The following is a 12,865-nucleotide window of genomic DNA, read 5'->3' on the forward strand; positions in this document are numbered from 1 at the left end:
TCCACTGCGTTGTGACGTGTGTGCAATGCACTCATCATGTTCTCTATTGTTAGGTTTTGTCAATTTCTGTTAGATATCGAAACGGTAACGAACGGGAAACCTCCCGTTCATCGAATGGAAACCTCGGCGGGCGCGACCCGTCGCCGCCGCGGACGTCGAGGGACGCGCCGGGCGGGCGATCGCAGCCGCCGGAGCCGGGCGGCGAGGGGCTGGTCGGCGCCGGGTCAGCGGTCCGGCCACCGGCCCGGGGGCGGCGCCGTTTGGAGGCGGAAGTCCACGGGCTCTCGCTTCAGAGCAGCTCGGGGACGAGGCCGCGATAGGGCTCGAGCTCGCGCGTGTCGGGGGAGAGCTCGGTGGCGAGCGTATCGATCCGCTCGAACTCCACCGCGGCGGCGGTCGCCGGATTGCCGAGCTTCTCGGCGTGAACCCCGATGATCACCCGGTCGGACGCGCGGGCGAAGGCCAGCTTGATCTCGGCCTCCTCGAGGGTGTTCTCGTGACAGCCCCGCTCGTCGACCGACGCGGCGGAGGCGAAGAAGGCGGAGAGGTGCACGCCGGACAGGAAGCGGGTCGCGACCGGGCCGATCAGGGAGTCGCTGCGACGGTCCGCCGCGCCCCCCGTGAGGACGGCCGTCAGGCCGGGTCGTTCCTGCAGCGCCTGAAAGGTGAGCATGCCGTTGGTCACGACGCAGAGATCGCCGCCCCCGACGATGCGCTGCGCGAGCCGGTGCATCGTGGTCGAGGAGTCGAAGGCGATCATGCCCCGGTCGGGCACCAGCGGGAGCAGCTTCTCGGCGATCGCTATCTTCTCGTCGGCGTAGGAGCGCTCGCGTCCCTGAAAGCTCACCGGGCCCGTGTACAGCGCGCCGCCGCGCACCCTGCGGATGCCCCCGCTCTCCTCGAGTCGATCGAGATCGCGGCGCACCGTCATCTCGCTGACCTCCAGCTCGCTCGCCGCCTCGGCCAGCGAGAGCCGCTGCGTCTCGCGCAACCGGCTCAGGAGCCAGGCGCGTCGTTGTTCTGCGGCGAGAGAAGTCATCGTGGCAATAGCGTAGCGTCGTCCCGCGACTCGCGCGGGGCCGCGGCGTCGAGATCGGTCACGGCGGCCACCTCGCGATAGCGGGCGTATCGGCGGGCGGCCGCACGGCCCGGGCGCGGGCTCACGGAGCGGTCCACGGCGGGTCGCCAGGCCTCGCCGATCCGGGCGACCTCGGCACCGAGGCGCACCGCCGCCGCCTGCACCGCCGCTCCGCGGGCGACCGGCTCGGCCGTCCTCGCGAGCTCCACGGGGCGCCCGAGCGCCTCGGCCAGCAGCCGAACCGTGGCCTCCGACCGCGCGCCGCCTCCGATCGCGAAGACCGCACCGTCGGTGTCGCAGCCCAGTCGCGAGATCGCGGTCGCGCCGCCCACCAGGCCGAACACCACCCCCTCGACCGCCGCGCGCGCGAGCTGTTCGCGCGTCGCGCTCGGCGTGAGATCGGCGAGGAGACCGGACGCGTGCGGCCGGTCGGGAGTTCGCTCGCCATCGAGGAACGCCGCGAGCACCGGGCCGTCGTCGTCGGCGTCGAGGGCGAGGCGGGACAGATCGGTGTGGTCGACCCCCAGCAGCCGGGCGAAGGTGTCGGTCACCTTCGCCGCGTTGAGGGTGCAGACGAGCGGCAGGAACCCGCCGGTCAGATCCGCCGTTCCGCTGACCGCTCCGCTGAGATCCCGCACGGGCTCCGGGGTCGTGGTCACGACGACCCCGGAGGTGCCGAAGGAGAAGACGAGTTCGCCGGCCTCGATGCCGAGGCCGAGCGCCGAGGCGTGCTGATCGCCGCCTCCCGCTCCGACGACCGTGTCCGTGCCGATGCCGAGCGCCTCCGCGGCCGCTGCGCGAACCGTGCCGGCCGAGCTGTCCGGCGGAAGCACCTCGGGGAGCATGCTCTCCCAGTCGGCCCGGTCGTCGATGCGGGCCAGATGCTCCGGACGGTAGGCGTTCCGGCTCGGGTCGAAGTATCCGGTGCCGGAGGCGTCCGAGCGGTCGGTCGCATAGCGGCCCGTGAGACGGTAGCCGAGGTAGTCGTGGGGGAGCAGGATCGTGCGCAGCCGGGCGAAGTGCTGCGGCTCGTGCGCGCGCAGCCACGCGACCTTCGCGATGGTGAAGGCCGCGGTGGGGATGGATCCGGTGGTCTCCACGAAACGGCGGGCGCCGATCTCGTCGACGAGCGCCGAGAGCTCCGGTGCGGCCGTGGTGTCGTTCCAGAGCTTGGCCGGGCGGATGACCCGTCCCGCGGCGTCGAGCGGCACGAAGCCGTGGCATTGCCCGGCGATGCTGATCGCCTCGACGCGCACCGCGCCCGCCTCGGCGCGCGCGCGGCGGAACGCGCGCACGAACGCCTGCCACCAGGACTCCGGATCCTGCTCGCTGACGGGCGGCTCCGTGGGCGGATGGGCGGCGCTCGCGCGCGCGAGGAGGCGCCCGCCGTCGAGCTCGCGGAACTCGACCTTGCACGACTGCGTCGACGAGTCGACGCCGACGACCGCGGAGACGCTCATCGGTTGCCGATCACCGCGTCGAGCAGGCGGGAGACCTCTCCGGCCACGGCGTCGCGCGCGGGGCCGAGGTAGCGTCGCGGGTCCGTCACGGTCGGATCCATCAGCACCCGTCGCGCGGCCTCCGTGAATGCGATGCCGAGCGCCGTGCCGACGTTGACCTTGACGATCCCCGCGGCGATGGCGTCGCGGATCCCCGCGTCCGACACCCCCGACGAGCCGTGCAGCACGAGCGGCACCGGCACGGCCTCGGCCAGGCGCGCGATGAGGTCGACGTCGAGTCTCGCGTCGCGGGTCGTCATGGCGTGCTGCGACCCCACGGCGACGGCCAGCGCGTCGACCCCCGTCTCCGCGACGAAGGCGCGCGCCTCCTCGGGATCGGTGCGCACACCGGGGGCGTGGGCGCCCAGCTTGCCGCCGATCTCGCCCAGTTCCGCCTCCACCCGCAGTCCGGCATCCTGCAGCGCCTCGGCCACCGCGCGGGTCCGCGAGAGGTTCTCCTGGAACGGCAGCGCCGCCCCGTCGAACATCACCGATCCGAAACCGAGCTCGGGAGCGCGGAGCGCCAGCGCCTCGTCGGTGATGTGATCGAGATGCAGGGCCACGGGCACCGCCGCCGCTTCGGCGGCGGCCCGAGCTGCCGCGGCGATCGGCTCGGCGCGGCCGTGGTAGGCGATCGCATTCTCGCTCAGCTGCAGGATCACGGGTTTCCCGGCGCGTTCGGCGCCGGCGACCGTGCCCAGCACGTGCTCCACCGTCACGATGTTGACCGCCAGAACGCCCGTTCCGCGGGCCTCGGCGATCAGGTCTCTCGCAGCGATCATGATCCTCCTCCTTCTTCGAGGCCCCCCTGCGCGGGAGCCTCATCTCCGGTTCGAGCGTCCGGCCCGCCCGCCCGTCGCGGGGCTGCGGAGCGCCTCGCTACGATGGACGGGTGCTGATCACCGTGACCCCCGCCCCCGCGATCGACTGGACGGTCGAAGTCGAGGGGTGGGAGTTCGGCGCCGTGCACCGTGCGCGCAGCGAGCGCCGAGAACCGAGCGGCAAAGGGGTCAACGTCTCGGTGGCGCTCCACCGCGCCGGTCGGGCGACTCACGCGGTGCTGGTCGCCGCGGGCGACGGCGTCGACTTCATGGATCGGGAACTCGCGGCGCTCGGGGTGCCGCACTCCTTCGCCTCCGGCGGGCCGGTGCGGACCAACCTCACGCTGCTCGTGGACGGACGCGCGGACACGAAGGTGAACACCTCCGGGGCCGCCCTGAGCGACTCCCAGAGCGCGGCGCTGATCGAACTGGTGTCGGATCTGGCGGATCGGCCCGGAGCCGCGATCCTGACGGCGGGCAGCCTCCCGGCCGGCAGCGACGCGCGGCTGCACGCGCGGATCGTCGAGCGTGCGCGGGAACGGGGTCGGTACGCGGCCCTCGACACCTCCGGAGCCGCCCTGCTCGAGGGGATCGCCGCCGGACCCGACCTGGTCAAGCCGAACGCCCAGGAGCTCGCCGAGCTCGTCGCAGCACCCGTCGCGACCCTGGGAGAGGTGCGGGACGCGGCGCACGAGCTGCGGGGGAGACACGGCGTCGGATCCGTGCTCGTGAGTCTTGGGGCCGACGGCGCGCTGCTGGTCGACGCGGACGGGGAGCTCTGGGCGGGGGCCCGGCCGGATCGCGTGCGCAACGCGGTCGGCGCGGGCGACGCCATGCTGGCGGGCTTTCTCTCCGCGCGCTCCGATCGCGAGCGGGCGCTGCGCGCGGCCGTGCTGTGGGGCGGATCGGCGGTCGCCCACGCGAGCACCTTCTTCGAGGTCCTCCCCGAGGACCGCTTCGAGCGCTGGTGCACGGACCGCATCGACCGTTCGTACGCCCTCGGACTCGACTGACGGCGAGCGAGGTCTCCGGGACTCGGGCTCAGAACGCGGATGAGGAGGCATCTTCCCACATCCCTGCGGCGATCCCGGCGAAGAGCGCCGCGCCGCGAGCGCCGGCCTCGTCGATCCGGGGAAGGTCCACGGCTCCGAGGATACGCCGTTTCGCGTCGATCAGCGCCCGGCTGGCGGTCCACCCCCCGACCGCGATGAATCGCGCGCTGGGGCCCGCGCTGCGCTCCATGAGCCTCGCGAGGCGGCCCGCGTCCTCGGTCACGCCCTCGACCGCGGCCCGCCAGAGCGCGGCGGGATCGCCCTCGGCGACGAGCGCCGCCCGCCCGCCCGCCGCGGCGTCGGCGCGGATCCGGAGGCCGGTGTCCGGCAGCGCACGCGCACGGTCGTCGATCCCGCCCGCGAGATCGTCGACGCCGAGCCGTGCGAGCAGAGCGCCGAGCACCCGGCCGCCCTCCGTCGCTCCCAGCAGGCACCAGCGCCCGGGGAGCGCGTGCCAGCCGACGGTGACGCCCCCGGCCGTGAGGCGCTCGATCGCCGAGAGGTCGAGGCTCGCCTCGGCGGTTCGCACCAGCGCCTCGGCGGTTCCGCAGGAGTCCAGCACCTCGCCGGGGCGCCAGGCCCCCGCCCCGACCGCGGCGGCCTGGTGGTCGTGACCCGCCACGGCGATCCGGGCGCCCGTGAGCCGGGGATGGACCCCGTCGCGAACCGCCCCGAGGTCGGTTCCGGCTTCGGCGGTCTCCGGGAGCCAGGACTCCCGTACCCGCGAGAACTCCAGCGCTTCGGGCCACCAGGAGCGTTCGCGCAGCGAGAACCAGCCGGTGCGTGACGCGAGGGAGGGCTCGGTGGCCGCCCGCCCTCCCAGGGCCACGGCGATCCACTCGGCGACGCTCAGCCGTCGGATCGTCCGGGAGCCGCTCTTCGGAGCGTGGTCGCTGAGCCAGCGGCCCTTGGTGATCGACCACTGCTGGGCGAAGGGCAGGCCGGTCGTCGCCGAGAAGCGGAGGGACCCGAGCGCCGCCTCCAGCTCGTTCAGCTCGGAGGCGTCCCGGCGGTCGTACCAGGCGATCACCGGGGCCGTGCCGCGGCCGTCCGGATCGAGGAGCACTCCGGACTCGGCGAAGCTCGCGACGCCGATCCCGGCGATGCGCCCCGGCGGGGCGGCGTCGACGGCCTCCCGGACCGAGTCGAGCGCGGCGTCGCGCAGCTGCTCGGCCGTCGTCTCGGCCCCCTCCGCGACGACGGTCCACGGGGTCTCGCGTCGGCTCCCCGCGAGAGCCCGCCCGGTGCGGGAGAAGACGACCGACTTGATCCCGGTCGTCCCGACGTCGACCCCCAGCAGCAGGGGCGCCGGTGCCGCGGCGCTCAACGCCCCGGTCCGCTTCGTTCGCCGCGCGATCGCGGCGGCCGGCAGCTGAGCAGTTCGAGTCCGGGCCCCACGGAGACGGGGCCGGCGTCGTGGCGCACGAGGAAGGTGCGGCCGCGCTCGGCCTCGAGCGAGCCGCCCTCCCAGGAGAGCCGGCCCGCGCCGCCGAGCACGACGAGCACCGCGAATCCCGTCTCCAGCCGCACGGGATCCCGACCCGCGCGCACGTGGCGGGCGCGGTAGAAGCGGTCGGCGGCGGCGGGGAAGAGCGCGCGCGTCCGGCCCGAGGCGGGGCGGGACGTCCGCAGCTCGGCCAGCTCCTCGTCGTCGAGCCGCGACCGGCGGAAGGCCCGCAGCGCCTCGTCCCGGGGCAGCGCGAGCAGAGCGCCGTCGCGATCGATCCCGGGGTATCCCGCGTACTCGAGCAGCACCGAGAGGTCGGTCGCCTGCTGGAGCTCGACGAGGGTGAGGCCGGGCCCGATCCCGTGGGGGAGGCCGGCGGGAACATGGAACGTGTCGCCCGTCTGCACCGGGATCCGGTGCATCGCGTCGGTCATGCCCGCCACATCCTGGTCATCGAACCATCCGGTGAGCTCCGCGAACCCCACATCCCGGCGGAATCCCAGGAGTACGAAGGCGTCGGCGCCCTGGGCGACGTCGAAGACGAACCAGGATTCCGTCTTGCCGCAGCTCCCGAGACCGTGCGCCCGTGCGAAGGCGTCGTCCGGGTGGGCGTGGATGAAGAGCCGCTCGTCCGTGCTCAGCAGTTTCGTGAGCAGCCCCGTCCCGCCCGACGCGCCCGCCTCCGCCGATCCGAGGAATCCGATCGGATCGGCGGCGATGGCGTCGCGCAGCAGACGACCGTCCGCCAGACGGCTGAGCCCGACGCCGCCGCCCGCGAACACCTCCGTCGTCGACGCGAGGAAGTCCTCCGGCAGATACGGATCCGCGTGCGGCACACCGCGGAAGCCGGCGATGCCGCTGCCGCCCCGGTAGGGTCGCGCACCGGGGCGATTGGCCTCGAGCTCGACGATGCCCGGATCGCTCATCTCGCCTCCTCCCTCCCGCCGAGCTCCGTCGGCGGCCGATCTCCCCGGAACGTCCGGCCGGGGTTCCGCGGAGGGAGCGCGCGACCCCCTCCGCGGGCCTCAGTCAGCTGCAGGATTCCTGGTAGATCGCATCCTGCATGCTCGACAGGTTCTCCTGCGTCAGCACCACGGTCTCGGTGCCGATCTCGGGGGTGACCTCGCCGCCCGTCAGTTCGGCGACGGTCTGCTCGACCGCCTGGCGCCCGATGTCGCCCGGCTTCTGAGCGACGAGCGCCTGCACGTCGTCGCGCTCGAGCTGCTCGACCTGGGTCGCGCCGGCATCGAATCCGACGATCTTCACGTCGCCCTCCGCGCCGGCGTTGCGCAGGCCGGTCGCCGCGCCCTGGGCCGCGAAGAGGTTCGTGGCGAACACTCCCGCAAGATCCGGGTTCGCGGCGAGGGACGCCTGCACGATCGAGGCGGCCTTGGCCGGATCGTTGTCGTTGATCTGCGCTCCGAGATACTCGATCCCCTCGTGCGCGGCGATCTGATCCTCGAATCCCTTCTGCCGGGCGTCCGAGGTGGACGCACCGGCCTTGAAGGCGATGACCAGGACCTTGCCCTCGCCCCCGATCAGATCGGCGAGCGCATCCGCGGCCGCGGCGCCGCCGAGCTCGTTGTCGGTCGCGACCGAGGTGAAGGCGAGCGACGGGTCGTCGAGCGTGGTGTCGACGAGTCCGACGGGGATGCCGGCGTCGACCGCCTGCTTCAGCGGCGGCTGCAGAGCCGTGCCGTCGGTCGGGGCGATGAGCAGCGCCGCCGGATCGGTCGCGATCATCGAGTTGACGATCGGGGTCTGCACCGCCGCCTCGAACTGCTCGGGGATCTGGACGCTCACCTCCATGCCGTACTCCGCCGCGGTCTCCTCGATGGCGCACTGCATCGAGATGTAGAAGGGGTCGTTGACGCCCGGGATGAACCCGATGGTCTGACCCGCGAGATCGGCCTCGCTCAGCGCCTCTCCGCCGCCCTGGTTGTTCGCCTCGGACTGCTGGCTGCCGGTGGTGCATGCCGCGAGGGAGATCGCGAGAGCCGATGCTGCGAGAAGCGCAGCGCTGCGCTTGAGGGTGTTCATGATGGTGTTCTGCCTTTCGGTGTGGGTGATGGGTCGATGATGAGGATGTGGCTACCGGTTGCTGTTGCGCCGGCGCATCTGGTCGAGGTAGACGGCGCCGAGCAGGACCGCGCCGACGGCGATCTGCTGCCAGTACGGGCTGATGTTCAGGATGACGAATCCGTTCTGCAGGATCACGGGGATGAAGACGCCGATCACGGTGCCGATCATGAGACCGCGGCCGCCGAAGAGGCTCGCGCCGCCGATGACGACGGCCGTGATGACGGAGAGGTTGTCGGTCGAGTGCCCGCCGAGGGTGGTGGTCGCGAAACGAGCCACCGAGAGGTATCCTGCGAGGCCCGCGAGCAGTCCGGCGAGCATGTAGACCTTCACGAGGTGCCGATCGACGTTCACCCCGGTGCGGCGCAGCGCCTCGGCGTTCGAGCCGACCGCGTAGGTGTACCGGCCGAAGCGGGTCTGCGCCAGGATCAGCCCGAAGACGACGGCGACCGCGATGGCGATGACGGCCAGGACGGGGATCCCGAGGATCCTTCCCGAGCCCACCGTGTCGACGAGTTCGAAGGGGACGTTCCGCACGTCCACTCCGCCGGTGATCAGGAGCGACGCCCCGAGCGACGCCCCCATCGTGGCCAGCGTCACGATCAGCGCGGGGATTCTCGCCTTCGCCACGAGCAGCCCGTTCAGCACGCCCCAGGCCGCCCCCGAGGCGAGGGAGACGAGCAGGCCGATGACGAGCGTCAGGGGTGAGCCGTCGCCGATCGCCGCCATGGTGAGGGCCCCGGTCACGCTCGAGAACACGAGCACGCCGCCCACGGAGAGGTCGATGCCCGCCGTGATGATGACGTAGGTGGCACCGGCCGCCATGACGAGCAGGATCGCGGCGTCGGTGAGCAGGTTGATGAAGTTGTTCGGTGTGAAGAACGCCGACGGGCGGAGCAGTCCGAACACCGCGATCAGCGCCACCATCGCCAGGAAGAGGCGGAATGCGTCGCTGCCGAGCACCCGCTTCCACACGGGAGGGCGCTGGTACAGTTCTGCGGAGCCGATGACGGCCGTCGACATGGTCTCCTCGTTCGGGGCGATCATCGCTGCTTCCCTTCCTTCTCTCCGCTGGTCATCGAGGCGACCAGATCCTCGACGGTGGCCTCGGACGCCTCGAACCGGGCGACGCGCTGGCCGAGGCGGAGCACCTCGACCCGGTCGCTGACCTCGAGCACCTGCGGCATGTTGTGGCTGATGAGCACGACCGCGATGCCGGCGTCGCGCACGCGCCTGATGAGCTCGAGCACCTGCTTGGTCTGCACGACGCCGAGTGCGGCGGTCGGCTCGTCCATGAAGATGATGCGTTTGGCCCACATGGCGGCCCGTGCCACCGCCACCGACTGCTTCTGGCCGCCGGAGAGCTCGGCGACCGGAGCGGTGATGTCCTTCAGCTTGACCCCCAGGTCGGACATCTCGCGTTCGGCGGTGTCGAGCATCCTCCGGCGGTCGAGGAACCCGAGCGCCCCGAGGAGCCCGCCGCGGAGCAGCTCGCGGCCCAGGTAGAGGTTCGCGGCCGGGTCGAGGTCCTGCGCGAGGGCGAGGTCCTGATAGACCGTCTCGATGCCGTATCGACGCGCATCCTGGGGGTTGCCGAACGAGACTCGGGCTCCGTCGAAGACGATCGTTCCCTCGTCGGGGCGGATGGCGCCCGAGAGCATCTTCACGAGGGTGCTCTTGCCGGCGCCGTTGTCGCCGATGAGCGAGACGATCTCGCCCGGATAGACGGTGAAGTCGGCGCCGCGCACCGCGCGCACGTGGCCGAAGTTCTTCACGATGCCGCTCGCCTCGAGCAGCGGTTCGCGGACGGTGGTGTCGGTCATGATCAAATCTCCTGGGAGGTCGGCAGGATCACGAGATCCCGGATGTTGACGTGGCGCGGACGCGTGAGCATGAAGAGCACCGCCTCGGCGACGTCCGAGGATTCGATGCCCTCGGCGGCGGCGATCTTCCCGGCGATCTCGTCGGATTCGCCGACTCCCCAGAGCTCGTTGAGCACGACGCCGGGAGCGATGGCCCCGATGCGCACGCCGGTGCCGACGAGCTGGCGCCGCACTCCATGGGTGAAGGACTGCAGGGCGTGCTTCGAGGCGGAGTACACCGGCTCCCAGTGGATCGCCTGGTGCCCCGACACCGAGCTGGTGACCACGATGTCGCCGCCGCCCTCGGCGATCATCGCGGGCAGGGCCTCCCGGACCACCGCCATGACGCCGAAGACGTTGACGTCGAGCAGGGATCGCACCGCCGCGAGATCGGCCGCGGCGAAGTCGCCCGGGAGATAGAGTCCGGCGTTCGCGAGCACGATGTCGACGCGTCCGAAGCGCTCGACGGCGCGCGCGAGGATCTCGGCGGCGCCGCCCTCGGCGGACACGTCGGCAGCCACCGCGAGATGGTCGCCGGGCAGCTCGTCCGCGACCGAGCGCAGGCGCCCTTCGTCGCGCCCGACCAGCACCACGCTCGCGCCCGCGCTCGCGAGCGCTCGCGCCGCGGCGCGTCCGATTCCGGAGCTCGCCCCGGTGACGAGCGCGATCTTCTTTGCGACGGTCTCCATTCCGTCTCCTCCCTCTCCCTCGCCGACTCTCGCCGGCGCCTGCTCGTGCCTGCCTGTCATCCCGCTCACCCCGCCAGCAGCGCGCGACGGAGCCGCTCATCCGGTCGGGTATCGATGCGGGCCGCGTGCTCCTCGGAGAGGAAGACGGGCCCGCCGACCGCGAGCGCCCCGTTCAGCACCTCGGCGCTCTTGACGGTCATCGCGGTGATGGAGAGCGCCTCCTCCGCGGTTCCCGCCAGCGCGAACACGCCGTGGTTGCGCAGATAGATCACGCGCGGACGTTCGCCGTGACGGTCCAGGTGCTCGTCGAGGGCGCGAGCGGTCGCTCGCGCCAGCGGCAGGCCCGGATCCACGTAGGGGACCAGCAACGGGTGCCGGCCCATCACGACGATCTGGTCCGGGAACAGCGCTCCGTCGGTGAGCAGCTCGGCGCGATCGGAGCAGAGCAGCGCGTTCACGGCGATGGGGTGCGTGTGCACGACGGCGTCCACGCCGTCGAGCCGCTGGCAGACGGCGTGCAGCACCGACTCGACCGATGGCTTCCCGTGACCCCACGTGCGGGCCTCCTCGAAGAGGGCCTTGACGTGGTCGTCGTCGTCGGGGCCCTCGTCGATCGCCTCCCAGTAGCGTTCCAGGTCGACCTCGACGAAGCTGTGCCGCGCCGCCGTGTGCATCGACGAGCCGGTCGCCTTCACCAGCATCCGGCCGGGGGCGGTGCGGAGCGAGGTGTTGCCCTCGGCGAGGATGGCGTAGGCCCGTGCGGGGTCGCCGGCTCGTCGGGTCAGCTCGACGATCTCATCGATGCGGGCGTGGGCGGTTTCGGTCATGCTCGACTCTCCTGGACGATTCGATCTGGTCGGGGTTCGTAAACGCGGGTCTGCTCGGGCGCGAGGGCGTCGAACACGGCGGACGGGCTCGCGACGATGCCGTCTGCGGTCGCCTGCACCGCGATGTTGCCGATCGCGGATGCCTCGGTCGGCCCTGCGATGACCGGCCGCTGGAGCAGCTCGGCGGTGAGCCGGCACAGGCGGTGGTTGCGGGACCCCCCGCCCACGATCCGCACGCGCTGCACCCGCGTCCCGATGAGCTGCTCGGTCGCGCGCACCCCCTCCGCGTAGGTGACCGCGAGGCTGTCGATGATGGCGTGGACCACGCTCTCGCGACTGTCGTCGAGCGGCCGGCCGGCTTCGGCGCAGAGGGTGCGGAGGCGCCCCTCCATGTCGCCCGTGCCGAGCAGTTCCGGTGCGGAGGCGTCGAAGGTGCGGGAGTCGAACTCGCGGCGCTCGACCGCGTCGAGCAGCGGCGCGGGATCCGCCGGTTCCTCCGCCCCGCCCCACTCGCGCAGGCACTCCTGCAGCATCCACAGGCCGGTGAGGTTGCGGAGCAGGAGCACCCCGTCGGCGCCGCGCTCGTTGGAGAAGCCGAGTCGCTCGGCCTGCTCGGTGGTGATCGGTTCGCGCACCGCCGCGCCGACGAGCGACCACGTGCCGCTCGAGACGAGCGCCTCGACGCCCTCCGTCCGTGCCGGATCGGCGAAGGCGAAGGCCGCCGCGGTGTCGTGGCCGGCCACTCGGAACACGGGGACGTCGTGGGGGAGTCCCAGTCCGTCGCGCACCGCTTCGCGCAGCGGGCCGGCGATCGCGCCGACCGCCTCGAGGTCCGGCATCGCCAGACCGTCGAGCCCGAGGTCGCGCAGCAGCGTCTCCGAGAACCGGTCCGTGCGCGGATCGAGCAGTTGGCTCGTCGAGGCGATCGTGGGATCGCTGCCCCGGTTCCCGGTGAGTCCGAGCACCCAGAGATCCGGGATGAAGAGCAGCTGCCGATCGGCGAGATCGCGCGAGGCGGACCGCGCGGCGAGCCGGAGACCCGTGTTGATCGCCTGATCGGGAATCCCGCTGATCCCGTAGACGGCGCCGGGATCCAGGCTTCGCGACGCGAGGACCGGTGCCGGATCCGGCGCGCCGCGATAGCTCAGGCCGGGCAGCTCCGGTGTTCCGTCGGGGGCCACGAGCACCCAGTCGACGCCCCAGGAGTCGACCCCGATGCCGCTGAGTCTCCGGCCGTCCGCCGCGCATCGCTCGACCGCACGGCGGAGTCCGGCGAGTGTCTCCTCGAAGAGCTGCTCGAGATCCCAGGCGAGGCCCGCCGCGGTGTCGCTGACGCCGTTCGCGAAGCGGTGGACCTCCTCGAAGTGCCAGCGTCTCGTCCTGAGACCGCCCAGCACGACGCGGCCGCTCGAAGCGCCGAGGTCCACCGCGGCGTAGGCGCGCTCCGCGGCGGGAGCTTGGTGCTGGGGGTCCATGCGGGTCGTCACGTCCTTGTGAATGTTTCGAGCGTG

Annotated in this window: 12 protein-coding genes; 1 reads left to right on the forward strand and 11 read right to left on the reverse strand. The window is 72.3% G+C overall.

Annotated features, from left to right (window positions below; genetic code table 11):
• Positions 1-289 precede the first annotated feature (289 nt).
• Genes J4H92_RS03725 through J4H92_RS03735 form a run of 3 tightly spaced genes read right to left on the reverse strand, consistent with a single transcriptional unit; the run spans position 290 to position 3,359 of the window.
• Complete coding sequence (locus J4H92_RS03725) at positions 290-1,039, reverse strand: DeoR/GlpR family DNA-binding transcription regulator (RefSeq protein WP_208096165.1); 750 nt, start codon at positions 1,037-1,039, stop codon at positions 290-292.
• The gene (xylB, locus tag J4H92_RS03730; RefSeq protein ID WP_208096168.1) at positions 1,036-2,538 is read right to left on the reverse strand and encodes a xylulokinase; all 1,503 of its coding nucleotides are present in this window, start codon (positions 2,536-2,538) and stop codon (positions 1,036-1,038) included. The genes J4H92_RS03725 and xylB overlap by 4 nt, the downstream gene beginning before the upstream one ends.
• Entirely contained in the window at positions 2,535-3,359 is an 825-nt protein-coding gene (locus J4H92_RS03735) for a class II fructose-bisphosphate aldolase (protein WP_208096170.1), read from the reverse strand. The genes xylB and J4H92_RS03735 overlap by 4 nt, the downstream gene beginning before the upstream one ends.
• A gap of 110 nt (positions 3,360-3,469) precedes the next feature.
• Here J4H92_RS03735 and J4H92_RS03740 point away from each other — a divergent pair, with 110 nt between their 5' ends.
• Entirely contained in the window at positions 3,470-4,411 is a 942-nt protein-coding gene (locus tag J4H92_RS03740; protein WP_208096173.1) for a hexose kinase, read from the forward strand.
• Between the two features lie 28 nt (positions 4,412-4,439).
• On the opposite strand, the gene J4H92_RS03745 is transcribed toward J4H92_RS03740, so the two are convergent.
• From J4H92_RS03745 to J4H92_RS03780, 8 genes are all read right to left on the reverse strand, one after another.
• A complete protein-coding gene (locus J4H92_RS03745) occupies positions 4,440-5,777 on the reverse strand; it encodes an FGGY-family carbohydrate kinase (protein WP_208096176.1) in 1,338 nt (445 codons plus the stop codon).
• Positions 5,774-6,823, reverse strand: coding sequence for a class I mannose-6-phosphate isomerase (locus J4H92_RS03750; RefSeq protein WP_208096179.1), 1,050 nt, complete (start codon positions 6,821-6,823; stop codon positions 5,774-5,776). The genes J4H92_RS03745 and J4H92_RS03750 overlap by 4 nt, the downstream gene beginning before the upstream one ends.
• A 103-nt stretch (positions 6,824-6,926) precedes the next feature.
• Entirely contained in the window at positions 6,927-7,937 is a 1,011-nt protein-coding gene (locus J4H92_RS03755) for an ABC transporter substrate-binding protein (protein WP_208096182.1), read from the reverse strand.
• A 51-nt stretch (positions 7,938-7,988) separates the two neighbouring features.
• Positions 7,989-9,023 carry an ABC transporter permease gene (locus J4H92_RS03760; RefSeq protein ID WP_208096185.1) on the reverse strand — a complete coding sequence of 345 codons (1,035 nt, stop codon included), beginning with the start codon at positions 9,021-9,023 and terminating at the stop codon, positions 7,989-7,991.
• On the reverse strand, positions 9,020-9,799 hold the full coding sequence (locus J4H92_RS03765) for an ATP-binding cassette domain-containing protein (RefSeq protein ID WP_208096188.1): 780 nt from the start codon (positions 9,797-9,799) through the stop codon (positions 9,020-9,022). The genes J4H92_RS03760 and J4H92_RS03765 overlap by 4 nt, the downstream gene beginning before the upstream one ends.
• Before the next feature lie 2 nt (positions 9,800-9,801).
• On the reverse strand, positions 9,802-10,527 hold the full coding sequence (locus J4H92_RS03770) for an SDR family oxidoreductase (RefSeq protein WP_208096190.1): 726 nt from the start codon (positions 10,525-10,527) through the stop codon (positions 9,802-9,804).
• Positions 10,528-10,592: 65 nt separating this feature from the next.
• A complete protein-coding gene (locus J4H92_RS03775) occupies positions 10,593-11,354 on the reverse strand; it encodes a class II aldolase/adducin family protein (protein ID WP_208096193.1) in 762 nt (253 codons plus the stop codon).
• Positions 11,351-12,841: an FGGY-family carbohydrate kinase gene (locus J4H92_RS03780; protein ID WP_208096196.1), complete on the reverse strand. Its 1,491-nt coding sequence runs from the start codon at positions 12,839-12,841 to the stop codon at positions 11,351-11,353. Before J4H92_RS03780 ends, J4H92_RS03775 begins: the two co-directional genes overlap by 4 nt.
• Positions 12,842-12,865 lie beyond the last annotated feature (24 nt).

This window comes from Leucobacter weissii (assembly GCF_017565745.1).
GTDB lineage: Bacteria > Actinomycetota > Actinomycetes > Actinomycetales > Microbacteriaceae > Leucobacter > Leucobacter weissii.

Excerpts from the sequence above, each read along its gene's own strand:
- J4H92_RS03725 (WP_208096165.1), bottom strand. The coding sequence starts at position 1,039 with ATGACTTCTCTCGCCGCAGAACAACGACGCGCCTGGCTCCTGAGCCGG.
- xylB (WP_208096168.1), bottom strand. The coding sequence starts at position 2,538 with ATGAGCGTCTCCGCGGTCGTCGGCGTCGACTCGTCGACGCAGTCGTGC.
- J4H92_RS03735 (WP_208096170.1), bottom strand. The coding sequence starts at position 3,359 with ATGATCGCTGCGAGAGACCTGATCGCCGAGGCCCGCGGAACGGGCGTT.
- J4H92_RS03750 (WP_208096179.1), bottom strand. The coding sequence starts at position 6,823 with ATGAGCGATCCGGGCATCGTCGAGCTCGAGGCCAATCGCCCCGGTGCG.
- J4H92_RS03755 (WP_208096182.1), bottom strand. The coding sequence starts at position 7,937 with ATGAACACCCTCAAGCGCAGCGCTGCGCTTCTCGCAGCATCGGCTCTC.
- J4H92_RS03760 (WP_208096185.1), bottom strand. The coding sequence starts at position 9,023 with ATGATCGCCCCGAACGAGGAGACCATGTCGACGGCCGTCATCGGCTCC.
- J4H92_RS03765 (WP_208096188.1), bottom strand. The coding sequence starts at position 9,799 with ATGACCGACACCACCGTCCGCGAACCGCTGCTCGAGGCGAGCGGCATC.
- J4H92_RS03770 (WP_208096190.1), bottom strand. The coding sequence starts at position 10,527 with ATGGAGACCGTCGCAAAGAAGATCGCGCTCGTCACCGGGGCGAGCTCC.
- J4H92_RS03775 (WP_208096193.1), bottom strand. The coding sequence starts at position 11,354 with ATGACCGAAACCGCCCACGCCCGCATCGATGAGATCGTCGAGCTGACC.